Raw genomic sequence first — 25,647 nt, 5'->3', positions numbered from 1 at the left:
AAATCGGGGGGAAGCCCGGCATACGCAAACGCACAACTCTAATTGCCAGGCTTCCTCCGCGCCCTTTCGAAAGGACAACCCGATCTTAAATCATTCTGCGATTAGAGCTAGTTGGACCAAAGTCCCAACATGAAGTTGCAGAACGGCGCCGGCCGGGGCGCGGTGCGCGGCTGGCGGGTGGATGGATCACGCGTTTGTGGCAGTCGGTAACATTTCGTATGGGCGACGGCAGCCTGCAAAAGGCGTGTAAGTTGTGCCGTACGGTCTCTCATTCGGCTGCCGGCACCGGTCCTGAGGTCACTCACTGCGCGGACGTGCGGTGGCTGGATTCCTGCGACGACCCTCGGGCGAAGCCTGAGGCCGCATGAATGACGAAGGAGAAGGCGTGCCGGGTATACGGCAGGCCGTTGGTTAGTGTCGCTGGTGCCGTGATCTGGCTCGTTCTGCTTGTGGATGCCCAGCAAATTCATTCCACCACTCCTTCATCCATCACCCGCCGGCGCCCTGGTATTTGCTGTTGGCGTAGCGCCAGTAGGCCATGGCGAGCAGTGCCCAGAGCGGGCCGGCGAGGAGGGAGGCCGGGCCGGCCAGGGGGCCGAGGATGGGGATGGGTTTGCCGAGCAGGGCGCCGACCGGCACCGAGCTGGTGAGCGCCAGCGGCACGGCGGTGAGCAGGGTGAGCTGGATGGGACCGGGGAAGATGTTCAGCGGGTAGCGCATCAATTCCCAGAAGCCGAAGAAGATCGAGAAGAGATGGTTGGAGCGCACCCAGATCAGCGCGGTGGCGCCGATCATGGTGATGAGGGCGGCGGTCAGCAGCGTGGCGCTGAGAAGAGCGGCGATGAAGAAGAGTGCGGCGGGCAGCGTCCAGGCGAAATCGACCGAGAAGACGGCCCAGGCCATCAGCGGCACGGCGAGGATGATATGGCCGGCATAGCCGATGTTGAGGCCGGAAAAGATCAGATAGACCCAGGGGCTGAAGGGCTTGACCAGCAGGGCATCGTAAGTGCCGAGGCGCACCTGCTCCTCGAGGTCGCGCAGCTGGGTGAAGCTCATCGCAGCACCGAGCGAATAGGCGAGCAGCTGGAAGCTGTAGAGCAAGGCGAGTTCGGACCAGGTCCAGCCGCCCAGCGTATCGAAGCGGGAAAGCAGGATGCTGATCGTGGCGAAGACGCTGCCATAGGAGAGGATCTGGGCGAAGCGATCGAGCCAGAAGGCGCCGCGATATTCCATCTGCGAGCGGATGAACATGCGCACCAGGAGCGGAATGACGCGGATGTGGTGGAGGATCACGGGTCAGCCTCCCTGCACGGTGATGCGGGTGGAAGCTCGGCGCCAGAGCCAGAGCACGCCCGCGAGGAAAAGGCCGGCCCAGCCGAGGCCGAGGCCGAAATGCAGCCAGATATCGGCTGGGGAGAGCCGGCCGAGATAGACGGCATTGGGATAATAGACCACCCAGGCGAAGGGCAGGTGGCGGGCGATCGTGGCGAGCGGCTCGGGGAAGAACCAGAAGGGCACCAAGAGGCCCGAGAACAACTGCAGCAGGGCGCCGAGGATCCAGTCCAGCGAGAAGCTCGTCATCAGCCAGAAGGCGATCAGGCCGCACAGCGCCGACATCAGGAAGATGAGGATGAAGGAGAGCGCCCAGAAGGCGATGAACATGACGCCATCGAACAGGCTTGCCGGCGGCAGCATGCCGTAGAACAGCGCGGTGACGGCGATGGTCGGGATCACCTGGGTCAGCAGCCGATAGCCGAACGAGCCGCTTTCATTGGCGAAGAGATAGAGCGGATAGGAGATGGGCTTCAGCAGCCAGACCGATATGTCGCCTGACTTCAGCGAGCGGCCGATCTCGTTGATCACCCGCTCCGGGCGGGTGGCGCCCATCACCGCGCCGCCGAGCAGGGCGTAGGTCACCATCTGCTGCAGCGAGACGCCGTCGACGACGCTGCTGCCGATGCCGGCGAAGGCGGCAAGCCAGATGGCGACGCGGGCGAAGACCTGCACGAGCTTGCCGAAAATATTGGCCCAGACCTCGTTGCGATAGGCGAGCTGCGCATGGAAGGCGCTGCGTGCGAAGGCAAAGTAGGCGCTCATAGTGGCCGCGCCTGGGCGTTGCGTGCGAAGGCAAGGTACGCGCTCATAGTGGCCGCGCCCGGGCGTTGCGTGCGAAGGCGAGATAGGCGCTCATGACACCCGGACCTTGGCGCTCTGGCGCTGCTCGGCATTGCGGCGCTGGTAGAAGGTGCGGATGACCTCCTCGATGTCGGGCTCGTGCAGCGCCACGTCCTTCAGGCCGCGGTCGCCGCCGACCTCGGAGAGGATGCGGACCAGCGACACGTCTTCGCGCTCGATCAGGTAATTCTTGCGCAGGCCCTCGTCGCTGACGAGCGAGGCGGTGGTGAGGTGCAGCGGGCCGGGATCGGCCGCAAATTCCAGCGTCAGCCGGCGGGCGGAGCCGAGGGCGGCGCGCAGGCTCTTCAGCTCGCCGTCGAAGATCAGCCTGGAATGATCGACCATGATCAGGCGCGGACAGATGGTCTCGATATCCTGCAGGTCGTGGGTGGTGAGGATGATGGTGACGCCGCGCTCGCGGTTGATCTCGGCGAGGAAGCGGCGCACCGCATCCTTGGCGACGACATCGAGGCCGATCGTGGGTTCGTCGAGGAACAGGATCTTCGGATCGTGCAGCAGCGACATTACGATCTCGGCGCGCATGCGCTGGCCGAGGCTGAGCTGGCGCACGGCGCGATCGAGAAAGGGCGTGAGATCGAGCAGCTCGCTGAAGTGGCGGAGATTATCGCCGTAGCGGGCGGCCGGGATATCGTAGATGCGCTGGTGCAGGGTGAAGCTGTCGATCAGCGGCAGATCCCACCAGAGCTGGCTGCGCTGGCCGAAGACGACGCCGATCTCGCGGGCGTTCGCCATGCGGGAGAGATGCGGCGTGCGGCCGAGCACGGAAACCGAGCCCTCGCTCGGCACCAGAATGCCGGTCATCATCTTGATCATGGTGGATTTGCCGGCGCCGTTCGGCCCGAGATAGCCGACGGCCTCGCCGGCGCCGATATCGAAGCCGATGTCGGAAACGGCCAGCACCTCGGTATATTCGCTGGTCACCAGCGTCTTGAAGGCGCCGAGGAGACCGGGAAATCGCTTATGCTGCCGGAAGCGCTTGCTGACGCCCCGGGCCTCGATCACAGCCGTCATGCGCATTGCCTCGCGTGTTCAAGCCGACTCGGCTGTAGCAGGGAGAAGCAGGCTAGCGGGATGTGGGATTCGTGCAAGGTCAAGTTGAGCTTCGGGCGGTTCGCCTGAGCTTCTATCAATCAGTCGTGATGCTGCCAGTCCAGGACGAAGACATAGGAGAAGCTGTCCATTTGCTCCTCGATGGGGTTGATGGCCAAAGCCGCCTCATAGGAATCCTTGGAGCCACGTAAACTATAGACCCTTTTGCATCTTCCGAGGGAGTCGGTCCTTATGTGGCAAGTTGGTATTTCGGCCTCTATTTGAAATTCTTCATGTATAATATCGCGCAGATCCAGCAAGATTTGTCTGGCGTGGGTCTCTGGATCCTTGATGTAGGAACGGCCGTCGAACGTCAGGAGCTTTACCATTCTCAAAGAACGTTCGTCCTTATCGCACGTAAAAATCAGTGCCGCGTCGAATGCATTCTTTGCGAATTCCGGGCATTTGGCCTCGATCGCATCGAGCGATTTTATGGAGAAGCTCTCGTGCAAATCGGCAGCGTTCGCGAACATGGAAATCAAGATCGGCGCAATATAAAGAATAGAATCCATCAATTCGCCTTTTGAGAATGCGGCGTCGATACATCGCAATTCGTTACAATTGCCAGTCACGATTGACCGGTCAATCGCGTGCGTAGTGATGTGAACTGGGACTTATGCGGATATACGCGTTGGCGAGTTGGGGTGAGCTTAGCGGCGAACCTCGACGTCCTCCTCGGCCTTGTGCCGAGGACAGGCCCGAGCATGACGAAAAGGGAGGTTGAACCTTGTCAGTCGCCTGAAAGGCCAGAAACTTCGCCCCGGCATTCCGATTCAGACTACCAGCCTCTTGGTCAGTTCCAGCGCCTAGCCGGCCCGCCGATGCCGGGTTCGTCCTCGCGCCACAAGCGAACAACTCGCGCCTTCATCTGTGCAGCGCTCGGGAATTGTGGCATAACTGGGCCATGGCGATACATGTCTTGGGGGTCCATCGCGACACGGTCGGGACGGAACAGGCGGCGGGCGGTTCGCTTGCAGGGGCCTATTCCGTGGGGGTTTTCTGCTGGCTGCTGTCGGCCGGCGTCTATATCGCCGCGAAATGGGTTTCTTCGGAGATGCCGCCTTGGGCGCTTTGCTTCTGGCGCGTGCTGATCGCCTGGGCGATCCTGATGCCGATCGTGCACCGGCATTTCGGCGCCATGGTCGCGCTCATGCGGGCTCGCGGCCTTGAGCTGCTCGCCATCGGCGGCATGGGGCTTGCGATCTGTCAGGGCCTGATCTTCGTCGGCCTCGAACATGCCGATGCGACGACCGCCGGCATCATCATCGCCCTGATCCCGATCCTCACCATGATCCTTGCCCGTTTCATTCTGGCCGAGCCGATGGGCCGCTGGCAGGTGATCGGATCGATCCTCGCCTTTCTCGGGATCGTGGTCATCATCGTCAAGGGCAGCCCGTCTGCGCTCCTGCGGCTCGACCTTAATCCCGGAGAGCTGTGGATCGTCGCCGGCGCGTTCTGTTTCAGCCTCTATACCGTTCTGCTGCGCCGGGCGAAATTCGATCTGAACCGCCTTGCGCTCCTCGTACTACTTCTCGGTGCGGCAGTGGTGACGGCGCTGCCCTTCTACCTGTTCGAGCTTGTCTCGGACGAGCGCTCGACGCTGAATACCAGCGGCCTTATTGCACTCGGCTATGTCGCGATCCCGGGCGGCGCGGTCATGTATTATCTCTTCAATCGCAGCATCGAGGCCCTGGGCGCGGCGCGGGCCGGTGTGCTGCTTTACATCCAGACGATCTTTATCGCCGTGCTCGCCTACCTGTTCCTCGGCGAACAGCTGCAACGCTATCATCTCGAAGGCGCGGCCCTTATCGTCGCCGGCCTGCTTCTCATCATCCTGCTGAAGCCGGCGGCCAGAGCCGGGGAGACCAAAGCCTGAGGATGAGCGCGATGCGCTCAGACGCCGGCCAGGAATTCGAGCACGCGGGCGGTGAGGAGTGCTGCCGCATCCGCGTCGTAGGACGGGAGAGAGCTGTCGGCGAAATAGTGGCGGTCGCCAGGGTAGAGGAAAAGCTCCGCCGTCTCGACCTTGCCGACAATCTCGCGGGCGGCGTCGATATCGCCTTCGCCTGCGAAGATCGGGTCGTTGTCCATGCCGTGAATCTGGACCGGAACACCCTTCGGCCAAGGGCCGAAGGCCCACTCGCCGCTGATCGGCAGGCAGGCGTGGAAGAGCAGGGCGCCGCGAGCGCCGGGCCGTGTCTGCGCCAGCTTCTGCGCCGGCAGCACGCCGAAGGAGAAGCCGGCATAGACCAGCGCGGTCGGCAGGTCTTCGGCGATGCGGACGCCGCGCTCCCGGATGTCGTCGAATCCAATCTCGCCGATATAGGCAAGACCCTCGTCGATGCTTGGGAAGGTGCGTCCGCCGAAGAGGTCGGGCGTGTGCACGGTGTGACCGGCGGCCCTGATGTCATCGGCGAAGGCGCGCACACCCGGGGTCAGCCCTTGGGCATGGTGGAACAGCAAGACCTCGGCCATATCAGAGCTCCTCGGGTGAGCGGGCAGGTTACCCTAAAGCGCTATCGCCTTGCCTGGGAGGGTGCGGATCGACATTGGCGCCGCCTTTGCTCGGATCGGTTCAACGGTGGATGGCGGTCGCTTGTGATCCAGAGTTCGCGTGTTTCTTTCTGAAGGACCTTGAGCGCCTCAACGCACCATACAAAGTCCTGGCTTGCCGCGAATCGTTGGAAGTGAAAAAGATCGCTGAAATAAGTCCGAGGATCTGATGTCGGCACATATACGGGGCGCGGTTGTTGCCGCTGCGGCTGTTATAGCTTTTATGGCCATTGTGCCTCCTGCCGCCTTCGGAGGCCCTCCGCAACCGCTTTGGCTTTTCCTTGAGAAATTTCAAACTTTGATTACGGGCATCGCTGCGGTGATTGCCGCATATGCGACCGTTCGACAAATGCAGGTTACCGACCAGGCTGCCCAACGACGCCACAATGAAATCCTGGAAAGTGCGAAGAATAATGACAGGGAAGCGAGACAAAGACACAACCAGCTCGTTGAGCTCACCATCCGAAAAGACAGTCTTGTGGCAGAGCGGCTTCTTTATCCCGACCTCGAAAGGCTGATCGGCATTAGGGCGCAGCTTTCCTCTCGGGGCTTTCCTGTCCTGCCTGGAGTTTCCGAAGTCGATGACCCCTTGCTCCAGTCGTTCAAGGACGACCTTGATGAATACAGGCATGCAATCTTGGCTGTGACAAACATGACGATTCAACCTCCTTGGCTCGAGGCCGCTCCTTTGTTGGATGGTCTCACCGCTCACCATCTTCAAGAAATGAAAGCTCGTGCAGCTCTCTACCTTGAAACGATTAAGAGGACTCGCGACTATCCCGTCTCGCCCTTGGCATACTTCAATCCTGACCGGGAAATGATCGCCAAATTTCAACACGCCCGAGCAATGGAGGGAAAAAACATTGAGGCGCTTCAGGAAATGGTCGGTCTTTGCAAAGTGCAAGGTGCGGCATTTACCGCCGAACTCGACGGCCTGATAAGCGGCTTGCGGAGCTTGGGACAGAAGTATGGCTTGTAAGTCAGACGATGCTGTGTCCGCTGCATGATCTTGGTACAGCTCTCGTAAGATCGATGGTTACAGCGCGCCACTGTGGGTTGGGCTATCTCGCTCACAGAGGCGCACATATACCTTGGAACCCGTCACCGTAATCGAGTTGCGGATTGCTTCCATGGCACGAAGCCACCGGTCATCGCGAATTTCGAGGCGGAGCAACATGAACAGATCAGCCGTGTGGATTTGTCCTTCTTTATCGGTATTGAAAGCGCGCGTTATAAAACGCTGGCGCGCTTCGCGACTGAGGGGAGACTGCACTTATTCGGTAGCCGGTGGCGGACACAGCAAGGCCGTCAAAGAGGTGATCACAGCAGGCTGACTACGCTCTCATGTCAAACAACGCATTATTCTATTGTTTTTTAGGAGAACCACGTGGACCGTAAGGCGATCGATCTGACACTGGTTAGGAAGGCTCTTGCAAAGCACAACGACCTCAAGGAATTGGTCGATGCGATACGGAAGTACGAGGCCGCTTCATCGGTTTTGGCCGAGTTAAGCGACGTCATTGTAGCGCTTGATGCTATCGCGGAGATCCAAACAAACGCGATGGCAAGGAGTAAATTTTCGGGATCTTTGATGGTCGATGCGGTCGTTACCTACTGCCGTGCAACCCACTCAAAGGGCGCTGCACGAGGACACATCGGGGCCACCAAGAGATACACGACGGCCCAAATGGAAAAACATCGGAGAATCGTTGATCTGAGGGACAAGGTGTTCGCGCATCAAGGGTTTCCATCCGAAGAGCATGGCCTCAGGTGGCTTGACGAGCGTGCAGTGGTGAAACTCGTTGGCGGTGACGGTATTCTTTCGTTCAACCGGACGCGAGCAAATTACTTGGCTGCTGCGGTGGAGGATTTGCGTGAACTCGTGGCAATAGCCGCGGCCACTGCCAAAAGTCTCTCTGAGGAGCGAGGTATGTCTGTACACGAAGTACATCTTAAACATGCCGATGATCCTCGCGTCATGGAGGCCATTAGGGCTTCACCATTCGATCCGTATGATTTCTTCGGCCCCGGTCAAGATGCTGATGAGTTCTGGGACATCGCCCACGGGAAGAGGGGCGAAATCCTGCGTAATAGTGATCGGTGACGGTGTCGGAATGTTCAGTCCGACTGCTCGTTACGCTTCGCAATTCCGTTGGCAACTGATGTTGCGCGAAGTGCCAGCCGAATTTGTGCTACACCGGCAGGGGAGGTTGCGAAAGGACGGCGTGATCGCCCGCAGCTACGAAGTCGGCGGCCGAACGAGAACCGCGACAGAGGCTCGCGCGCGTTCGGCAAAGTCCTGTTCGAGTTCAGATTTCGGCTCGATCGTCGCCAGGTAGGCTTCGACTGATGCCATGATGCGATCCCGTATGCCTGGATCAGATGTACTGGCATTTTCGACCAGCGCCTGGATCACCTTGGTTAGCGCTAGTTTCTGTGCACCGTAAGCAACCGCGAATTTGTCCGGCTTTTCGTCTTCCAACGCTGTCTTCTCCATTTTTGCTGTGAAGCTGCAGAGACGCCGGAGCGTCAGCCCCGGCGTTTCCAATTAAGCCACCAGCCCCTTGGTCAGTTCCAGCGCCTGGCGTTCGAACAGGCGGCGGTAGATGCCGTTGATTGCGCCGGATGCATCAGCAGGCTTCTCAACGGTGGCGGATGATTATCCGGCATAGGCGAAATAAACCTTGCCCCGACCCGGATCGACGATTGTGACGCTGCCGCCTTTTCCATATGAATAGAACGATCCACCTGACTGGATTGCCTGGTCGGCTTCCTGGTCGCGCCCTTTCTCGATCGGGATGGTGAAGCCATATTTTTCCAGATATTCAAAAATTGTAGGAGGGTGGCGCAAGGGGAGCCCTGCTGCCATCATATCAGCATCACGGTCGTAGGGATGCCATAGGCTTGTGGCTCGTTCGTCGCTGCTGTCATCGACAGGCGTTTGGCGCCACGGTTCTTTTGCTCCGCCAAGCATATCGCCCAGCCGGTTTCCTTGTTTGCGCGCCCAGTCTGCGCTTTCGTCGGTCAGCCGGTAGACAACGAAACCGGTCTCGTTGTCCCCGGGCATGAAACCGGCGCCCCAGGATTCTTCAGACGATATTCGATCTCCGCGACTTCGAGCGGTTGGGGAACGCGAGCGAGAACGTAGTTTCGCTCCGCAACTTTCATAGCAATGAAGGGCGCCGCGAGAGCACCCAGACCGAGAGCTATGATGAGACCTCTCCGAAAGGATTGATCGGGCTGCGTTCGGCGCCAGAGGCGGCGTATTCCGAGAAAGAGAATTACGACGGCGGCTATGACCAGAAGAGCGAAAATGACAAGTCCAGCCAACATAACAGCGACGTAATTCATATGTGCTCGCGGGAGGGTCCAAGAATGATCGGGAGACTGAAATTGACCATGCCTAGCAACGTTGCGAAATGGAGGCAATGTCCGGTTGTTGCCATGTCGGACAATATCGGACCCTGATTGCCGGAAGAGCCGCCATGCGAGCCTAGTGATAGGTCACGACAGGATCGAATATGCTTTGCAGGAACGGCCGGAGGACTGACTGGGAGTTTTCGCGCGGGATGCGATGCCCGCATTCGAAGATGCTGAGACTGACCGGGACGCCGGCGTCGGACAGTGCTTCGGCGAATTTCTCGGCCTGGGCGAGGGGCGCGCGGTCGTCGTGCCGTCCGTGCAGGAGGAGTATCTCCGACCGGATCTTATGCGCATGGTGCAGGGCCGAGCGCGTGAGGAAAGCTTGCTTCGACAGGCCGGCTTCCGTTTCGATTGCTCGTTGCAGGCCGGGCGGACTGCTTCTGAAGGCAGCTTCCAGATCATAGACGCCGCTTGATAGAATGACGGCCCTGAGATCGGGAAGCTCGGCGGCGACCATGGCCGAAGCGACGGCGCCTCTGCTGTTGCCGCAGAGGACGATGCGCTCGGGCGCGACGGAGGGCTGTTGTTTCAGGAAGGCGAGGGCGGCGATGATCGCCCGCTGGGTGGATGGACCGCAGAAATCGGCCGGGCCTTCCGAAGCGCCGAAGCCGGGCTGGGAGATGGCTGCCGCCGTGATGTTCAAGCCGGACGAGAAGCGAAGCAAGGCTCCGCTATCGGCGAATTCCTTCGCGCCGAGGAGACGGCCGCCCTGATTGCCGTGAACGAACAGGATTGCGCCCGCCGGCGCGGCATTGGCCGCCTTGGCCTGAAAAAGCTCGACGGCAGCGCCATCGCCTCGATCGATCAGATGTCGCGTCACTCCAGGCATAAGCACCACCAGGTTTTCTTCGCCGGCCGACGATAGGCAGGCATGGGAGGTTGTCAATCTGTGGTTTGGGTGGAAGCGGCGGTGGTTTGAGAGCCGTGGCCTCGCGTTTCGGTCGTTGGCAAACCACACGCGTCATCCGCGGCCTTGTGCCGAAGATCTGCTGCCCTATCGAACGGAAGCAGTGTTCGGGACTAGCCCGAGCATGATGTGAGGGAAGGTTGACCCTCGTCAGTCGCCGGAAACGCCGGAGCGTCAGCCCCGGCGTTTTCAATTAAGCCACCAGCCCCTTGGTCAGTTCCAGCGCCTGGCGTTCGAACAGGCGGCGGTAGATGCCGTTGTTGAGGCGGATCAGCGCCTGGTGGTCGCCTTCCTCGACGATTTTGCCCTTGTCGAAGACGAGCAGGCGGTCCAGCGCGCGGACCGTCGAAAGGCGGTGGGCGATGACGAGCGTGGTGCGGCCGTCCATCAGGCGTTCCATGGCCTCTTGGATCTGCACTTCGCTCTCGCTGTCGAGGCTCGAGGTCGCCTCGTCGAGGATCAGCACCGGCGCATCGGCCAGGAAGGCGCGGGCGATGGCGACGCGCTGCCGCTCGCCGCCCGAGAGCTTGACGCCGCGCTCGCCCACCATCGTCTCATAGCCCTTGGGAAGTTCCATGATGAAGCCGTGGGCATTGGCCTGTTTCGCCGCCTGCTCGATCTCCCGCCGCGAGGCGTTGGGCCTGCCATAGGCGATGTTTTCGGCCAGCGTGCGGTGGAACAGGATCGGTTCCTGCTGGACGATGGCGATCTGGCCGCGCAGGCTCGCCTGCCTGACCTCGGCGATATCCTGCCCGTCGATGCGGATCGAGCCGGCGTTGACGTCGTAGAGGCGCTGGATGAGCTTGACGAAGGTCGTCTTGCCCGAGCCCGAATGGCCGACCAGGCCGACGCGCTCGCCCGGCTTGATGATGACCGAAAAGTCCTCATAAAGCGGCGTGGGATGCGCGCCATACTGGAAGGTGACGCGATCGAAGACGATCTCGCCCGCGCCGATCTCGATCGGCCTGGCATGCGGCCTGTCCTCGATGCCGAGCGGCATCCTGTCGAGCAGCACCAGCTCTTCCATGTCGTTGACGGCGCGCTGCAGGTTGCGGATATCCTGGCCGACATTGCGCAGATACCCCTGCAGCACGAAGAACATCGCCAGCACGAAGGTGATGTCGCCAGGCGTCGCAAGGCCGCGCTGCCACATGACGAGGCCGGTTCCGAGAATGCCTGCCTGCATCGACACCATCATGAAGCCCTGGATGGTGCCGCTCGTCGTGCCGCGCTTCCATGTGCGGCGCGTGCGGCTGTCCCACTTGCCGAGCACGTGATTGAGCCTCATCTCTTCGCGCTTCTCGGCGCCGAAGGCCTTGACCACCGAATTGCAGCTGATGGCATCGGCGAGCGAGCCCCCGAGCTTGGTGTCCCAGGCATTGGCAAGCCTTGCCGCCGGCGACACGAAGCCCATGGAAAGCGCCACGGTGACGCCGATATAGACCAGCGAACCCAAGGCCACGAAGAGGCCCATGACAGGCCAGTAGCTGCCGAGCACGATGCTGGCGCCGACCAGCATGACGACCGATGGCAGCAGGGCGACAAGCAGCAGGTCGTTCAGCGAATCCAGCGCCCACATGCCGCGGGTGATCTTGCGCACCGTCGAGCCGGCAAAGCTGTTGGCGTGCCAGTCGGTGGAGAAACGCTGCACCTTGTGGAAGCCGTTATTGACCACATCGGCCATGATGCGCAGCGTCAGCCGGATGATGCCGTTGAAGATGAACCAGCGCAGCGTGACACTCGTCAGGCCGAGCACGACGACGACGGCGAAGGCGCTGAGCGCGCCATCGGCCGCATTGCCGCCGGCGATGGCATCGACGATGCGGCCGGAGAAGACCGGCACCATGACTTCGGCCAGCGTGCTGGCGACCACCAGCACGATAATGGCGGCCACCAATGCCTTCCGGTGGCGCCAATGGCGGAAAACAAAGCCGAGCACCTGGCGATAGGCATCGGCGCGGAAATCGAGCTTCTTGCGAGTCATTTTATTCAGCCCCGGGCACGTGTCGGCGCCGGTCCTCAAAATCGAGAGTTAAAAGACACAGCCCACGCGGGAGACGAAGTGATCCCGTCAGATCAATCGGGCTGTGAAGGAAGAAAAAACCGCACGGGCGCGCTCAAGGCGGGCCGCGAATGGGAATGACCTACTGTCGGAGCATTCCACGGGGGGAGGTTTCGATGATCGATACTGTCATTCAACGCCTCCCTTTTGTTCGATCTGGAGCGGTGGACATCTTGTAGCGGAGCATTTCGCCATTGCCAAGCAGGAAATTACAACCTGACGGAAAGTGATGCGGAAACGACACAATTTGGCGTCTAGACGATCAAAAGACGGCAACCTAAAAGAGATGAAGCCTGCCGGCTATCGAGGAGGGAAGCAATGGAACGCATCGAGATGGAGTTAAGCGGCGGCTGCCAGTGCGGTGCCGTGCGCTACCGCGCGACCGCCATGCACGACAATTCGCATCTCTGCCATTGCCGCATGTGCCAGAAAGCCTCGGGCAGCATCTTTGCCGCGCTCGTCGCCGCGCCCGACGATGCGCTGACCTGGACACGCGGCAAGCCGAGCGTCTGGAAGAGCTCGGAGCTCGTCGAGCGCGGCTTCTGCGCCAATTGCGGCACGCCGCTGTTTTTCCACCACCTCGAAAACGGCCGAACCAACCTGATGATCGGCTCGCTCGACGATCCGCACGCCTTCCCGCCGCATGCCAACACCTGCACCGAGAACATGGTGGCATGGTTCGATACGATCACGGACATCGAAAATACCGGCGCGACCGAAACCAACGGCGCCGACTGGGCGGCGGCGATCAAGAAGAGCAACAACCAGCACCCCGATTGCGATACTGCCGAATGGGCAGTGAGGGGGCGGGATCGCTGAGGTTGTTTCGGCGGCTGCCAGATGATGGAAGAACTCGCCTAGCGGCTTACGCGAAAGCGTTAATGCGGTTGATGGAAGCGGCGCAGTTTGCGCGTATCGATCTGTGTATTGCGCTCTTCGATTGATGATTGCCATATTGCGAGATGCTAAAAATACCCGCTGGGCAGTTGGACTCGATTCGCGATGCCGGTTTACCCCGAACTTCAATTCAGCATGCAGGAAGTACGAGCCGCAGGGAATAGGCTGAAAGATGACCTTGGCCTAGATTCCACCGTCGACAGGCGGGATGCGCATTATGTTTTCGCCGTCGCTAATTCATGGCGCGACAGCCATTTCTTCCCTATGCGCTCTGTCTATCTCTCCGCCGCATATCGCATGCGTAAAATTGGCATCAAAGGTGACATGGCGGCTCGGCCAAAACGTATGGCCAGCATTCGACGGAAACTCCGCGAGTCCAACATTCACCTCGACCGTATGCAGGATATCGGAGGCTGCCGCGCCATCCTCGACGATATCGCTGGTGTTCGATCCTTGCTTGCCGAGGTCAATGAAGGGTTTCCTCATCATGACCGGCGACAATGGCCTTACATCGACGAACCGAAAGACGATGGGTATCGCAGTCATCACATCTCTTTCGAGTTTTGCCCTCGGAAGAAAGAACAATCGGTGTTTGCTGGCCGCCGGATTGAATTCCAAATCCGCACACGCCTCCAACATTCATGGGCGACGGCAGTCGAGGCAGTAAGCTTGTTCAACGGCGAGGATTTGAAACATCATCACGGCAGTGCCGACTGGCTCCGTCTGTTCAAGCTGATGTCCGCAGAATTCGCATATGTCGAAGGGTGCCCCGTTGGTCCCGGTGTGCCCGACCGGGCGTTCCGTATTGGCGAAATCAAGGCACTGGAAGCGAAACTGGACGCGATCTCCACGTTGGAAAATATTCGCACAGCGACCACCTATGCCGAGACATACCTTTATGGTGACGGAAAGTTCTTCTTAATCGTCTACAACAACGATGATCACACGGTGGCAGTCGAGAGGTTTTCGGAAATCTTGCAGCTCCAGGCGCGTCTCGCGAGCATTGAGCGGCAAATCGAATATGGTCTTACGCGCTCAAAGGTCGTCACTGTCGAAGTCTCACGCGGTGAGAAGCTGGTGCAAACATATCCGAATTACTTTGGCGACGTGGGTATTTTCTTGAGCAATTTGCGAAGGATCGTTCAAGGCCATGATGCGCTGGAATTTACGTTGATCCAGCAAGCCCGCGTGAAAGTTCCGAAGCCACAACCGCCTGGAGATGTCCGCAATCTGAACCGGCGTTATACGCGCTGGTATCCAAGCTGAAACGCTGGAGGACTGCACGCCTGCTTGAGACCTCGTTGTTGCCGTGGCCGTTCATCCCGATGATCGTGGTGGCAGGAGCTATCCGCCGACGTGCTTTATGCCGTTTGGGCTAAAGTCCGCTGTGGCCCAACTCGTGATGCTTCGGCTGCCGCCGACTCTTACGCCCGCGGCTTCGCAGCAAAGCGCTCATTCACTCGGCCTTCAAAACCAATTGCAATATAAAAGCAGTCGCGCTAGCTTAGTTCCATCGCATAAGCTGACAAGCTCCGCACGGATGTGCCCTCCAGGGAAAGGAAGTGGGTATGGCTAAGCTCGTGTTCGGAATGAACCAGTCGCTGGACGGCTACGTCGATCATATGGCGTTTGGGCCGAGCCCGGTGCTCTTTCGCCACTTCATCGACTCGACCCGGCAGCAGGCGGGCAGTGTCTATGGCCGCACGATGTATGAGATCATGCGCTATTGGGACGACGAGCATCCGGAATGGGATGCGCCGGAGCGGGAGTTTGCGGCGGCGTGGCGGAGCCAGACGAAATGGGTCGTTTCGCGCTCGCTGACTTCGGTCGGGCCGAACGCCATTCTCGTTCAAGGCGATCTCGAGAGCGCGATGCGGGCCTTGAAGGCCGAGCGGGACGGGGAGATCGAAGTTGCCGGGCCGCAGTTGGCGAAGAGCCTCACCGAACTCGGCCTGATCGACGAATATATCATCTACCTGCATCCCGTCGTGCTCGGTCATGGCACGCCGTTTTTCGCCGGGCCCCGGCCGCCGCTCCGGCTTCTCAGCCATGATCGGGTGGACGAGAATGTGATCAGGCTGGCTTACGCTCCGGCCTAACGCTGCACTGCTATTGCCGCGCGGGCTGGAAGAGTTCGACGAGATTGCCGGAGGGATCGACGATCAGGATCTGCGCGCCGCCCGGCCCGGTGACCACATCGTTGCGGAAGCGGACGCCGCTTGCCCGCAGGCGCGCCACTTCGGCGGCGAGATCATCGACGATCAGGTGAATGCGGTTCCAGCCGCCGGGCACCGGCTGCTCGCCATCGGGCATCGGCCGGCCGGCCGAGCTCGCCGGACCGCTGAGGAGCAGACGCAGGGCTCCGCGCCTGACATCGGCGAAGGCCGGCACGTGCTTCGAAATCACGGAAAAGCCGAGATGGGTGACATACCACGCGATGGATGCCTCGACGTCTTCGACCATGTAGCGCACATTGACTGTCTCGTCGGCCATGGCTGCCTCGCAAGGTTTGGACGAAAGGGAGAGTTTACCAAACCCGGCCCCGATTGGAAAATCGTCCAAGCATAGAATGCAAGCCGGCGGCCGGAGCACAGCTGTCCGGCCGCGCGGGGCGCGCTAGATTGCAGGCATGGACATGATCTATGCCTTGCTCATCATCGCCGCCGCCGTAACCATCATCTATCTCGCCGGCCGGTGGAACACCTCCGATGCCGACCACTACATGGGTTTCGGCAATCTGCGGCCGCGCCGCAAGCAGGACGCGGACGACGAGACGAAACAGGAATGAGCGGCCGAGCCGTCAGCGGGGCGAGCGCTGACGCAGGATTTCCGCCGCGTTGGGCGGCATCGGCCGCTCGATGCGCCTGTAGACGCTTCCGTCGCGCGTTCTGTTCATCAGCCCGAGTTCGCAGAGCTCGCGCCGCAGCAGGGCGTGATCTCCAAACAGGTGCCTTTCCCTGAGAAGCACGTTGACTTCCTTTTCCGGCATGTCGCGCGCCGCCGGAATTTGCGACCAGAGAAGCCAGAGCGCCGTTATCTGGTCCATGCGTCTGGAGGGCCAGCGGATCAGGCGAAACTGATCGTCGAAGCTGCGTTGCACCCGGTCGATCAGCTTGCGGTCGATCTCCCGCCCGGCAGCGGGGGCGGGCGCCGGCAAGGCGTCTTCGTTCCCGGCATCGGCCCTGGCGCGCAGGCTCTGAAAATTGCCGTGGCCGGCGGCTCTTGCCAGCATGTTGAGGAAATGCAGATGCGAGGGGAGCCCCTGATGCGCGGAAAGCTGCGCCCGCAGCGATTTGGCGAATGCGGAGGTGTCGCTAACGGTGAGCGGAATGAGCTTTCTGGACATGACCTATCCTTTGGTCGTGCCGCTCCAAATGGATTATCGGTGATCGCCCTTCCGACATGGCACGGGATCGGTGTCCATATCGTCTTACCTGTCAGGTTTAGCGTGTTCCGGAGAACGGCGATGTCTGGGTGAACTGCAGACCCGGTACTGCGATTAGCACCGCGGCGCCGGCATTTCAACCTCTCGAGGTTTCAGATCTGCGCCGGGGCTGAGATCCGCCGAGCGGCCGGCCGACGCGGCTATTCCACAAGGCCGAGGATCGGGCCATAGCCGCCGTGCCAGGAGCGGTCGTTGCGGCCGAGTGCGGGGTCGTAGAGCCCGACGCCGCGCCCGCCATCGAGAAAGAGCGCGTCCCGGCATTGCAGCTGATCGCGGAACAGCCGGGCGAAATCGTAAAAATTCACGCTGTCCTCGCTGATTACGAAGCGGACCGTGCCGCCGACGCAGGTGCCGACGCCGTTGCGGCGGGTGCGGTCGGTGGAGCCGGGAATGAAGATCGGGTTCAGCTTGCCCGAGACGACGAGCATCGGGCCGGACTGGGTGGCGAAACGCGCGGCCGGGCGGCGCTTGAGGAATTCGGCGGTCGGCAGGATCCTGGCGCCTGCCTCATCGAGGAAGAAGACGCCGTTCGGCTTCTTGTAGAAATTCGGCACCGGCCCGGCGGAGCCGTCGGTCTTTGCCGTGTTGGCGGGTTTCAATTCCTTGCCGTTTTCGACGTAGAGGCCGAGCGGCGAGAAATCCTGCCGGTACATGCCGGCATTGACGGCAAAGACCAGCCTGCGCCCCTCGGCCTGAAGGGCTTCGGCGAGGCTGGAGAAATAACGGTATGGCTCGCCATCGGCGCCCTTCCAGAACAGGCGAAGGCCGGCCTTGTCGGGCGCGACCGTGCAGACGATGTAGTCGGCGCCTTCGAAGCTCTGCGGCTGGCAGGGTTCGGCTTGCGCCTTCACCGAGCCGGCCGCCGCCAGCAGCGTGAGGGCGGCGAGGAGAGCGTGTTTGAAGGAGGTCATCGGCGGGCTTTCTTTCCGATCGGCAGTGGATGTTATCCGTGCGACTGGAATATGCGGTCAGTGGGGCAGGGGCAATGACTGGGTGATGTGGAGCGTGAGTTCAGACCCCTCCCCAACCCCTCCCCACAAGGGGGAGGGACTAACTTGAGGCACCCGCTGTCGCGGACACTCACCTCTTTGCGGATGAGACGATGAAGCCGAACGATCGGGTGCGGCCGGGTTAGCCCCTCCCCCTTGTGGGGAGGGGTTGGGGTTGGGGAGGGGTTTGTAAAATGACAAAATGTTCTTGTTATGTTCTTGAATGCGGGCTATGAAGTCTGAATTTGCTGCAACTGGGAGAGGGAAAATCATGAGTGTTTACGCAACGGTCGGCGCGATCGATTCCGTCAGCTCGAATGCCTTTTACGATGCCGCCCTGGCGACGATCGGCTGGCGCCAGCATCAGGAGTTTCCGGGCTGGCGGGCCTATTCCGAAGGCGGGACCGGCGAAGGGTTCGTTCTCTGGGTCTGCAAGCCGTTCGACGGCGCGCCGGCGAGCGCCGGAAACGGTGCGATGATCGGCTTCATGGCGAAATCGCGCGCCGAGGTGCATGCTTTCTACGATGCCGCCATGGCGAATGGCGGAACGGACGAAGGCGGGCCCGACCCGCGCCCGCAATACGGGCCGGACTGGTACGCCGCCTATATGCGCGATCCGGCCGGGAACAAGATTGCCATTGTGTTCAATGGGTGAGGGTTGCACGCGCGCCCTCACGCATTCGGCCGCCCGAGTTCGGGCTCGCCCAAGGCGGGCGCGGGGGCGGCGGCGAGGGCCTTGGTGACCAGGAGGGCGGCGAGCACGAGGGGGACGACCGCCCAGTAGGAGAAGCGGATGCCGAAATGTTCGGCGATGAAGCCGAGCAGAGGCGGGCCGGCGAAGAAGACGACGAAGGTCGTCTGGCCGAGCGCTGCGACATTGACCGAGGCCGGGCGATCCGTCCGGCGGGCGGCGGCCGAGATGGCGAGCGGATAGACCGAGGAGCAGCCGATGCCGGTGAGGCAGAAGCCGATCAGCGCGACGGCGGGATCGGGCGCCATGGCGACCATGACGAGGCCGATCGTCGTGATTGCGAGCAGGGCGATGGCGACCGGGCGCGGATTGAAGCGGTCGACGAGCGGGTCCATACCGAGCCGGCCGATGGCGATGGCGAGCGAGAACAAGGTCACGCTCAGCCCGCCGACGAAGGGTTCGGTGGCAAAGACGTCGCGCATATAGATCGTCGACCAGTCGACGCTGGCGCCTTCGGCCAGAAGCGGGGCTGCGGCAATCAGGCAAAGCGGCATGAGACCGATTGTGGGAAGCGAGACATGCGAGGCGTCGCCCGGATGGGCGTCCGGCCGCCGGGGCGCGTTGGCGATGCCGGAGAAGACAACCGTGCCCGAGATCAGAACGGCGGCGAGCACGATGAGGCTGTGCAGCTCGATCGAGACGCCGGCCTGGCGCATGCCGGCGGCGACGAAGGCGGTGAGGCAGAAGCCGAGGCTCCACATGCCATGCGCCCGGCTCATGATGCGGTAGCCGAGCAGCGCCTCGTGGCGGTCGGTCTCGATATTGGCGTTGATCTCGAAGGCGCCGGTGAAAATGCCGGCCACGAAGAACAGCGGCGCGGCCAGAAGCGCCGACGGCATCCAGGGAATGGCCGCAAACAGCAGCGCCGCCCCGAAGACGGTGAGGAAGGCCGTGCCGCGCGCGCCGAGCCTTTCGACCAGCCGCACCGAGAAGGTCAGGCCGAAGAGCACGCCTGAGGACATCGCCACGAGCAGGACGCCGAGCTCGCCTTCGCTCAGTCCGAACTTGACCTGCAGATCGGGCAGGCGCGACAGCAGCGCACCGAGCGAAACGGCGACGGCGAACTGGATGAAGAAGATGCGGTGATGCGGCTTCATGTCAGGGCTTTGCTCCGGCTTAGGCTGATCTGATCCGTCTTTCCGGTGAATAAATGGGCATTCCGGCCAAATGGGGATTGGTCTTGAAATCCGCCGTTGTCAGGCGCGCGCCTGGCGAGTCACGGATGAAGGCGTGGTTTTGCGAATGTTCCTATTGAAGGCGTGGATTTGCAAGCTCGGGCTGCCTCACTCCGATGCCTCGTGCTTCCGCCGTCAAGCATCCGTGCAGATTAAAGTTGTATCCGGTGCCTCTTCGTATAAAGGAAGAGAGCATGTCCGATCTGTTAGATGTCCAGCGAAGGCTGCAGGCTGAGGCCGATGAGGTTGTTCAGGCGCTGCGGCTTGACGCATTGCTCGGCGATCTCGGCCGGACTATCCGGGTTGGAAGCTCGGCGATGGGGCTCATGGTCCGCCGCGACATCGATATCACGGTGGTTTGCCCTGAGATCAACGCCGAAGCGTTCGAGGCGTCTACGGCCATCGGCGCTCGGCTGATGCGGATGACGGAACGCGTCGTCGCGGTGCGCTTCCGCAACGATAGCGGCAGATGGAACAGCGAGCCGGAGAAATATCCCGACGGGCTTTATCTCTGGCTCTCCGTTCAAATGCCGGATCAGACGATGTGGACCATCGACATCTGGCTGGTCGATCAGCCCGACCGGCAGCCCGACATTGCTCACCTGAAGACCCTGTTGCCGCGTCTGACCGACGCGGACCGGGAAGCGATCCTGGAGATCAAGAGTGTGCTGGCCGAGCGCTCCCAAGGTGCGGGAACGATTTCCAGCACGCTGGTTTACGAAGCGGTCATGGACCACGGCATCCGCGGCGTGGCCGAATTCGAGACGTGGCATCAGCTTCGCCACGCGTGATCGCATAGAGGGCGCACCGAGATCAGGTGTATCGTCCCGCATCCTCATCGAAAGTATCCGCTGACGATCACCGGCAGAACTGTGATCGCCGCCTTCAGCGCAAGCGGGCCTTGCCGCGCCTACGGCAACGCCACGCCAGCCAAACAATGACAGGTTACTCCATAGTGATTATTGCAGCTTTAAAGTGTAGATGGTAATTTTACTTCGGGGGCTGGCTGTATTCTTAAAGAATTGAGGGGATCGATATGCATAAGGTCATCGATAGCCCATGGGAATTGGGCCAATATGCCAATCAGCTGAAAGCATCCGGCGTCGAGACGGTCATTCGTTACTATAATCACAGCAATTCCAACAGGCTGCCGCAGAAGCGGATCGAGAAGGCCGAATATGACGATATTCTCGAGGCGGGGCTGTCGCTGGCCGTGGTTTTTCAGCAGCGCGGCGGCGCCGGCGGCAATATAGGCGATCTTGATGCCGAGTCCGGCGCGCGCGACAGCGAGCGGGCTCTGGCCCTGGCCGACACCTATGGACAGCCGGAAAATTCGGCGATCTACTTCTCCGTCGATCACGATTACTACAAGGCGGCCGATATCGCCTCGATCAAAGCCTATTTCAAGACCGTATCGCGGCGGCTGAGCGGCAAGTACCGCGTCGGCGTCTACGGGTCCGGCGCGGTCGGCCGGGCGGTGCGCGATGCGGGCTATGTGGATTTCATCTGGCTGGCGGCGGCGACCGGCTGGTCGGGCACGCGGGCGATGCTCACCACCGACCAATGGGCGCTCTACCAGATCCATCCGCCGCTCAACTATCGAGGGATCGGCTATGACGGCAACATGGTCGGCGGGAGATGGAAGGATTTCGGCCAGTTCCGCGCCGATGCGGAGGGCAGCGCCTTGATGCTCGGCGCCTCCCGGGAGCTGGCGGCCGCGGTCGAGCGGCATTCGGAACTCGCCGAGGTCAGCGCCGCCGGCGGGCTCAACCTGCGCCGGGGGCCGGGCGAGAGCTTCGCCGTCGAAAGGGCGCTTCCGCTCGGCACGCCGGTCACCATCCTGGAGCGCCACGGCGAATGGGCCAAGGTCGATCTCGACGGCGACGGCACGGTCGACGGCTACATGCATGCGAGCTTCCTGAAGGTGCTGTCCGGCGGCTTCCCGATCGAAGAGGCGATCGGCACGACGCCTTACACGGTCGCCAAAGCGGAGTTGGCAAGGGGCATCGCCGAGGTGCCCGGCCGCGGCAACAATCCGCGCATCGTCATGTATCACAAATCCACCAACCACTGGTCGGGAACGGACGACAGCGTCGCCTGGTGCTCCTCCTTCGTCAATTTCTGCGTCGAGCAGGCCGGCATGGTCGGCACCGACCGGCAGGATGCGCGAAGCTGGAAGAACTGGGGAGAGAACGTGACCGACAATCCGAGGGAAGGCGATATCGCCGTCTTCGCCCGCGGCGCGATCAGCGGCTCGGACGGGCATGTGGGCTTCTTCGTCGCCGACGAGGGCGGGCCGACGGTGAAGATCCTCGGCGGCAATCAGAGCGACAGCGTCTGCTATCAGAACTATCCGAAGGACGGCGATCTGGGCAGCACGCATTACAAGCTGCTCGGCATCCGCAGGGGATGAGCGGATCGCCTGAGCGGGTGCCGGTTGCGGCAGTCCGGCGTGACGGGCTGCCGCGCCGGCGTCACGGCGAAAGGATGATGCCTACCAGGCGGTGCGGGCAGCGCCGAGCGCGGTGGTGTGCGGCGAGGAAACGTGGGCGACCTGGGCCTTCAGCGACACGGCGCAGTTGCCCGGGAAAGTCAGCTTGTGCAGCGTCAAATGCTTCAGCAATGCGTCTGCATCGCGCTTCTCGGTAAGCGGAAATGTCACAGTCATGCGAGTTCCTCCAACGAACCAACTGAGCACCCGCACAAAGTTAAAATCCAGTTTCTATTGCGGCGCAACAAGAAAATTTTAATGATAAAATTAAAATCGATTAATTTTCGGGGTGGGATTTTTAAGATCGTTTTAAATGGGGACTAAAGCACGTCGCGATCCTTCAGATTCGCTTCCCGAGCTTTAGATCTTTGTTTTTACGCGTGTCGTTATCGCCAAACCGCGCACACTTTTGCGCGACACGCTGTAGGCGTCACGCCACCCCAAGTTTTGCGATCAATGCGCGGCCGAGCGGCTTCGGGCGTTCGCTGCGCAGGACGATGGCCGTCGTCACCGAGCCGTATCGGGCGACGGAATCGACGATGGCCTCCAGACCGGCGGGCGAGGGCACGATGACCTTCAGGTGAAAACAATCCTCGCCCGTCAGCCGCAGCACCTCGATGATCTCGGGCATTTCGGCGAACTGCTTCAGGCAGGGTTTGATGTGTTCATGGGTCGTGCGCAGGCGGATGACCGCCATCATGCCAAGGCCGAGGGAGGCGGGGTCGACGACCGCCCTGTAGCCGGTGAGAATGCCGCGCTCCTCGAGCCGCTTCAGCCGCTCCGAGGCGGCCGGCTGGGAGAGGCCGACCTTTCTGCCGAGTTCCGAGACGCTGATCCGGCCGTCATCCTGCAGGATCTCGATCATGGCTATATCGGTCGGATCGAGCCCGGCGCGGTAATCGGTCGGTTTTGCCATCTGCCTTCAATCCATCGGTTTTCGCTGTTCTTTTCCGATGAATGCCAATTCTCCGGGCTGCTGTAAACGGACAATATGCGCTGAAAGCAGCAAAGAGGTGAAGCGTGAGCAAATTCATTCATCTGCCGGGCATCGGCAATTCCGGAAGCAATCATTGGCAAAGCCTGTGGGAGGAGGCCGATCCTTCCATCGCCCGCTTTTCGCCGGCAAGCTGGGACGAGCCGAAGCTTTCCGACTGGATCGCGGCGCTGGACCGGGCGGTGCGCTCCGCGGCGGAACCGCCGGTTCTCGTCGCCCACAGCCTTGCCTGCCTGCTGGTCGCGCATTGGCAGAAGATTTCGGTCGCACCGGCCCGCGGTGCGTTCCTCGTCGCCGTGCCTGATCCGTCCTCCGCGGCCTTTCCGGGGGAGGCGGCGGGTTTTGCCGGCCCGCCGCGCGAGCGCTTCCGTTTCCGGTCGATGATCGTGGCGAGCACGGACGATCCCTATGGGTCGCTCGGCCATGCCGAGGCGAGGGCGGCTGAATGGGGAAGCGACCTTAAAATCATCGGTGCGGCGGGGCATGTCAACGGGCAGAGCGGGCTCGGCGATTGGCCCGAAGGGCTGGCATTGCTGCGGGCCTTTGCGGGATGAAGATTTAAATCGAGCGGGAGGCGATTTGATCTTATAGTCCCGTGGCCTCCAATGGGGGTGAGGCCTTGTGCGGGCAGGGCGCGTGCTTTGCCAAGGCGGGGTGGTCAGCCCCGTCCTTCGAGGCCCCTGCGGGGCACCTCATCAGGATGAGGCTGGAGAGAGGGCGGTGCTTGGCTCGCCGGAAGGCGGGGCTTGGGGAAGGTCACCCTCCGTTGCGGGCTGCCCAGTTTTTGAGCCGCAAGCCGTTGAGCCGGATGAAGCCTTCGGCGTCGCGGTGGTCGTAGGTGATCGAGCTTTCCTCGAAGGTGACGAGGTCGGCGGAGTAGAGCGACGAGGGGGAGGTGCGGGAGATGACCGTGGCGCTTCCTTTGTAGAGCCTGACCGTCACTTCGCCGCTGACGAAGGCCTGGCTGCGGTCTATCAGGGTCTGCAGCATTTCCCGCTCGGGCGCGAACCAGAAGCCGTTATAGATCAACTCGGCGTAGCGGGGCATGATCTCGTCTTTCAGATGGGCGGCGGCCCGATCGAGCGTGATGGATTCGATGCCGCGATGGGCGGCAAGCAGGATCGTGCCTCCCGGTGTTTCGTAAACACCCCTCGACTTCATGCCGATGAAGCGGTTTTCGACGAGATCGAGCCGTCCGACGCCGTGCCGTCCGCCGAGCCGATTGAGTTCGCTCAGCAGGGCCGCCGGCGTCATAAGCCTGCCGTTCACGGAAACCGGGTCGCCGCCTTCGAAGCCGATGGTGATGGTCTCGGGAGTGTCGGGGGCATCGACGGGATCGACCGTGCGCTGATAGATGTAAGCGGGCGCGATCTCGGCTGGATTTTCGAGGATCTTGCCTTCGGTCGAGGTGTGCAGGAGATTGGCGTCGATCGAAAAGGGCGCTTCGCCGCGTTTGTCGCTCGGCACCGGGATCCGGTGCCTCTCGGCATATTCCAGAAGCTGAGCGCGGGAGCGGATGTCCCACCGGCGCCATGGGGCGACGACTTCGAGCGACGGATCGAGCGCACTGACGGCGAGCTCAAAACGGACTTGATCATTGCCCTTGCCGGTCGCGCCGTGGGCGATGGCATCCGCGCCGACTTCCCGGGCTATGGTGACGAGATGCTTGGCAATCAGCGGCCGGGCGATGGAGCTGCCGAGGAGATATTGCCCCTCATAGAGAGCGTTCGCCCTGAGCATGGGAAACACGAAATCTTGGACGAATTCCTCGCGCAGATCGACGATACGGATGTCTTTGACGCCAAGCATTTCGGCCTTCGCCCGCGCCGGCTCGAGTTCCTCGTCCTGGCCGAGATCGGCGGTAAAGGTGACGACTTCGCAGCCATAGGTCTCCTGCAGCCATTTGAGGATGATCGACGTATCCAGTCCGCCCGAGTAGGCGAGGACGATTTTTGCTTTCTTTCTTGCCATTTGTTCTCTCCACAGGAATACGTGGAACGATAGATCAAGCCAGTCGCAATGAGCTTGCGAATTATCCCAGAAATTGCGAAACTTTGGCATATAATGCCGCCTTAGGATTCTGCAGAGCTATTAAATGCCAATCACTCTCGATCCCATCGATCGCCATATACTGCGCGTCCTTCAGCGCGACGGGCGTATCTCCAATGTCGAACTGGCAAAGGAGGTTGGGCTTTCACCCTCGCCATGCCTGCGCCGCGTGCGGCTGCTGGAAGAAGCGGGGATCATCGATCGCTATGTCGCCGTGCTCGACCCTGAAAAAGTCGGGGCCGGGCTGACGGTTTTTGCCCGGGTGTGGTTCAAGACGCAGGATGCCGAAGTCACGCTGCGCTTTGCCGAAGCCGTCAGGCGCTTTCCGGAAGTGATGGAATGCTACCTAACCACAGGGGAGTGCGATGCGGTTCTGAGGATCGTCACCGCCGATCTGCACAGCTATTGGCGCTTTCAGGCGGATCACCTGACCCGTATTCCGAGCGTGCTCAGCGTCAAGACCGATGTGCCGATGGAGACGCTGAAGCGGAGCTACGAGCTGCCGTTGCGATAGATGCCGCCTTGGCCAGCGAGCAAGTGCGGGTGGTGTCGGAGTTTGCCGAGGTCGGTGGCAGCCTCGTCCTTCGAGGCCCCTGCGGGCACCTTAGGATGAGGCTGGGGAGAGG

29 protein-coding genes are annotated in these 25,647 nt (G+C 61.3%); 12 read left to right on the top strand and 17 right to left on the bottom strand.

Translation table 11 applies throughout. The features are described 5' to 3' along the window. Nucleotides 1–489 precede the first annotated feature (489 nt). From CO670_RS17410 to CO670_RS17395, 4 genes are all read right to left on the bottom strand, one after another. Entirely contained in the window at nucleotides 490–1,293 is an 804-nt protein-coding gene (locus tag CO670_RS17410; RefSeq protein WP_097591382.1) for an ABC-2 family transporter protein, read from the bottom strand. Nucleotides 1,294–1,296: 3 nt separating this feature from the next. Then, complete coding sequence (locus CO670_RS17405; protein ID WP_097591381.1) at nucleotides 1,297–2,097, bottom strand: ABC-2 family transporter protein; 801 nt, start codon at nucleotides 2,095–2,097, stop codon at nucleotides 1,297–1,299. Between the two features lie 90 nt (nucleotides 2,098–2,187). Next, nucleotides 2,188–3,207 (bottom strand): ATP-binding cassette domain-containing protein, encoded by a 1,020-nt coding sequence (locus CO670_RS17400; RefSeq protein ID WP_088687784.1) that lies wholly within the window; start codon nucleotides 3,205–3,207, stop codon nucleotides 2,188–2,190. A gap of 119 nt (nucleotides 3,208–3,326) precedes the next feature. Further along, a complete protein-coding gene (locus CO670_RS17395; RefSeq protein ID WP_097591380.1) occupies nucleotides 3,327–3,797 on the bottom strand; it encodes a hypothetical protein in 471 nt (156 codons plus the stop codon). A 392-nt stretch (nucleotides 3,798–4,189) separates the two neighbouring features. Here CO670_RS17395 and CO670_RS17390 point away from each other — a divergent pair, with 392 nt between their 5' ends. After that, nucleotides 4,190–5,161 carry a DMT family transporter gene (locus CO670_RS17390; protein WP_097591379.1) on the top strand — a complete coding sequence of 324 codons (972 nt, stop codon included), beginning with the start codon at nucleotides 4,190–4,192 and terminating at the stop codon, nucleotides 5,159–5,161. 17 nt (nucleotides 5,162–5,178) lie between these two features. Here CO670_RS17390 and CO670_RS17385 read toward each other — a convergent pair whose 3' ends face one another. Next, nucleotides 5,179–5,787: a dienelactone hydrolase family protein gene (locus CO670_RS17385; protein WP_097591378.1), complete on the bottom strand. Its 609-nt coding sequence runs from the start codon at nucleotides 5,785–5,787 to the stop codon at nucleotides 5,179–5,181. 220 nt (nucleotides 5,788–6,007) lie between these two features. Here CO670_RS17385 and CO670_RS17380 point away from each other — a divergent pair, with 220 nt between their 5' ends. Beyond that, a complete protein-coding gene (locus tag CO670_RS17380; protein ID WP_097591377.1) occupies nucleotides 6,008–6,817 on the top strand; it encodes a hypothetical protein in 810 nt (269 codons plus the stop codon). Nucleotides 6,818–6,874: 57 nt separating this feature from the next. On the opposite strand, the gene CO670_RS17375 is transcribed toward CO670_RS17380, so the two are convergent. Next, on the bottom strand, nucleotides 6,875–7,111 hold the full coding sequence (locus CO670_RS17375) for a DUF3164 family protein (protein WP_348628105.1): 237 nt from the start codon (nucleotides 7,109–7,111) through the stop codon (nucleotides 6,875–6,877). 114 nt (nucleotides 7,112–7,225) lie between these two features. Here CO670_RS17375 and CO670_RS17370 point away from each other — a divergent pair, with 114 nt between their 5' ends. Then, complete coding sequence (locus CO670_RS17370; RefSeq protein WP_097591376.1) at nucleotides 7,226–7,942, top strand: hypothetical protein; 717 nt, start codon at nucleotides 7,226–7,228, stop codon at nucleotides 7,940–7,942. A 135-nt stretch (nucleotides 7,943–8,077) separates the two neighbouring features. Here the strand turns inward: CO670_RS17370 and CO670_RS17365 are convergent, their stop codons facing one another. From CO670_RS17365 to CO670_RS17345, 4 genes are all read right to left on the bottom strand, one after another. Beyond that, nucleotides 8,078–8,320, bottom strand: coding sequence for a hypothetical protein (locus CO670_RS17365; RefSeq protein ID WP_097591375.1), 243 nt, complete (start codon nucleotides 8,318–8,320; stop codon nucleotides 8,078–8,080). A gap of 177 nt (nucleotides 8,321–8,497) precedes the next feature. Continuing rightward, the gene (locus CO670_RS17360; protein WP_097591374.1) at nucleotides 8,498–8,905 is read right to left on the bottom strand and encodes a hypothetical protein; all 408 of its coding nucleotides are present in this window, start codon (nucleotides 8,903–8,905) and stop codon (nucleotides 8,498–8,500) included. 426 nt (nucleotides 8,906–9,331) lie between these two features. Next, a complete protein-coding gene (locus tag CO670_RS17350) occupies nucleotides 9,332–10,090 on the bottom strand; it encodes an alpha/beta fold hydrolase (protein WP_176538969.1) in 759 nt (252 codons plus the stop codon). Nucleotides 10,091–10,361: 271 nt separating this feature from the next. After that, nucleotides 10,362–12,152, bottom strand: a complete 1,791-nt coding sequence (locus CO670_RS17345) for an ABC transporter ATP-binding protein (protein WP_097591371.1) — start codon at nucleotides 12,150–12,152, stop codon at nucleotides 10,362–10,364. 396 nt (nucleotides 12,153–12,548) lie between these two features. On the opposite strand from CO670_RS17345, the gene CO670_RS17340 reads away from it, so the two are divergent. The 3 genes from CO670_RS17340 (at nucleotide 12,549) to CO670_RS17330 (ending at nucleotide 15,226) form a co-directional block, all read left to right on the top strand. Then, nucleotides 12,549–13,049, top strand: coding sequence for a GFA family protein (locus tag CO670_RS17340; protein WP_097591370.1), 501 nt, complete (start codon nucleotides 12,549–12,551; stop codon nucleotides 13,047–13,049). A 183-nt stretch (nucleotides 13,050–13,232) separates the two neighbouring features. Then, complete coding sequence (locus tag CO670_RS17335; protein WP_097591369.1) at nucleotides 13,233–14,393, top strand: RelA/SpoT domain-containing protein; 1,161 nt, start codon at nucleotides 13,233–13,235, stop codon at nucleotides 14,391–14,393. 302 nt (nucleotides 14,394–14,695) lie between these two features. Next, a complete protein-coding gene (locus CO670_RS17330) occupies nucleotides 14,696–15,226 on the top strand; it encodes a dihydrofolate reductase family protein (RefSeq protein ID WP_097591368.1) in 531 nt (176 codons plus the stop codon). A 10-nt stretch (nucleotides 15,227–15,236) separates the two neighbouring features. On the opposite strand, the gene CO670_RS17325 is transcribed toward CO670_RS17330, so the two are convergent. Continuing rightward, nucleotides 15,237–15,620 carry a VOC family protein gene (locus CO670_RS17325; RefSeq protein WP_097591367.1) on the bottom strand — a complete coding sequence of 128 codons (384 nt, stop codon included), beginning with the start codon at nucleotides 15,618–15,620 and terminating at the stop codon, nucleotides 15,237–15,239. A gap of 136 nt (nucleotides 15,621–15,756) precedes the next feature. On the opposite strand from CO670_RS17325, the gene CO670_RS32995 reads away from it, so the two are divergent. Then, a complete protein-coding gene (locus CO670_RS32995; protein ID WP_176538964.1) occupies nucleotides 15,757–15,915 on the top strand; it encodes a hypothetical protein in 159 nt (52 codons plus the stop codon). Nucleotides 15,916–15,927: 12 nt separating this feature from the next. On the opposite strand, the gene CO670_RS17320 is transcribed toward CO670_RS32995, so the two are convergent. After that, complete coding sequence (locus tag CO670_RS17320) at nucleotides 15,928–16,473, bottom strand: DUF2087 domain-containing protein (protein ID WP_097591366.1); 546 nt, start codon at nucleotides 16,471–16,473, stop codon at nucleotides 15,928–15,930. Between the two features lie 239 nt (nucleotides 16,474–16,712). Further along, a complete protein-coding gene (locus CO670_RS17315; protein WP_097591365.1) occupies nucleotides 16,713–17,483 on the bottom strand; it encodes a phosphodiester glycosidase family protein in 771 nt (256 codons plus the stop codon). A 349-nt stretch (nucleotides 17,484–17,832) separates the two neighbouring features. On the opposite strand from CO670_RS17315, the gene CO670_RS17310 reads away from it, so the two are divergent. Further along, entirely contained in the window at nucleotides 17,833–18,216 is a 384-nt protein-coding gene (locus CO670_RS17310) for a VOC family protein (RefSeq protein WP_097591364.1), read from the top strand. 17 nt (nucleotides 18,217–18,233) lie between these two features. On the opposite strand, the gene CO670_RS17305 is transcribed toward CO670_RS17310, so the two are convergent. Beyond that, nucleotides 18,234–19,409, bottom strand: coding sequence for an MFS transporter (locus CO670_RS17305; protein WP_097591363.1), 1,176 nt, complete (start codon nucleotides 19,407–19,409; stop codon nucleotides 18,234–18,236). Nucleotides 19,410–19,681: 272 nt separating this feature from the next. Here CO670_RS17305 and CO670_RS17300 point away from each other — a divergent pair, with 272 nt between their 5' ends. After that, nucleotides 19,682–20,278 carry a hypothetical protein gene (locus CO670_RS17300; RefSeq protein WP_097591362.1) on the top strand — a complete coding sequence of 199 codons (597 nt, stop codon included), beginning with the start codon at nucleotides 19,682–19,684 and terminating at the stop codon, nucleotides 20,276–20,278. A gap of 245 nt (nucleotides 20,279–20,523) precedes the next feature. Next, nucleotides 20,524–21,900, top strand: coding sequence for a TIGR02594 family protein (locus CO670_RS17295; protein WP_097591361.1), 1,377 nt, complete (start codon nucleotides 20,524–20,526; stop codon nucleotides 21,898–21,900). A gap of 81 nt (nucleotides 21,901–21,981) precedes the next feature. Here the strand turns inward: CO670_RS17295 and CO670_RS32990 are convergent, their stop codons facing one another. Together CO670_RS32990 and CO670_RS17290 are read right to left on the bottom strand one after the other, a co-directional pair. Next, nucleotides 21,982–22,155 carry a hypothetical protein gene (locus CO670_RS32990; RefSeq protein WP_176538963.1) on the bottom strand — a complete coding sequence of 58 codons (174 nt, stop codon included), beginning with the start codon at nucleotides 22,153–22,155 and terminating at the stop codon, nucleotides 21,982–21,984. 253 nt (nucleotides 22,156–22,408) lie between these two features. Further along, entirely contained in the window at nucleotides 22,409–22,894 is a 486-nt protein-coding gene (locus tag CO670_RS17290) for an Lrp/AsnC family transcriptional regulator (protein WP_097591360.1), read from the bottom strand. Nucleotides 22,895–22,998: 104 nt separating this feature from the next. On the opposite strand from CO670_RS17290, the gene CO670_RS17285 reads away from it, so the two are divergent. Beyond that, nucleotides 22,999–23,526 carry an alpha/beta hydrolase gene (locus CO670_RS17285; RefSeq protein WP_097591359.1) on the top strand — a complete coding sequence of 176 codons (528 nt, stop codon included), beginning with the start codon at nucleotides 22,999–23,001 and terminating at the stop codon, nucleotides 23,524–23,526. A 202-nt stretch (nucleotides 23,527–23,728) separates the two neighbouring features. Here CO670_RS17285 and CO670_RS17280 read toward each other — a convergent pair whose 3' ends face one another. Then, the gene (locus CO670_RS17280; RefSeq protein ID WP_097591358.1) at nucleotides 23,729–24,943 is read right to left on the bottom strand and encodes an argininosuccinate synthase; all 1,215 of its coding nucleotides are present in this window, start codon (nucleotides 24,941–24,943) and stop codon (nucleotides 23,729–23,731) included. 124 nt (nucleotides 24,944–25,067) lie between these two features. Between CO670_RS17280 and CO670_RS17275 the strand changes: the two genes are divergently transcribed. After that, the gene (locus CO670_RS17275; RefSeq protein WP_097591357.1) at nucleotides 25,068–25,535 is read left to right on the top strand and encodes an Lrp/AsnC family transcriptional regulator; all 468 of its coding nucleotides are present in this window, start codon (nucleotides 25,068–25,070) and stop codon (nucleotides 25,533–25,535) included. The last annotated feature ends 112 nt before the right edge of the window (nucleotides 25,536–25,647 follow it).

It is taken from the genome of Rhizobium sp. J15 (genome assembly GCF_002531825.1).
In the GTDB taxonomy this organism is placed as follows: Bacteria; Pseudomonadota; Alphaproteobacteria; order Rhizobiales; family Rhizobiaceae; genus Rhizobium.
The sequence above is the reverse complement of the archived record's forward strand: the minus strand, read 5'-3'. Positions and strand labels throughout refer to the sequence as shown.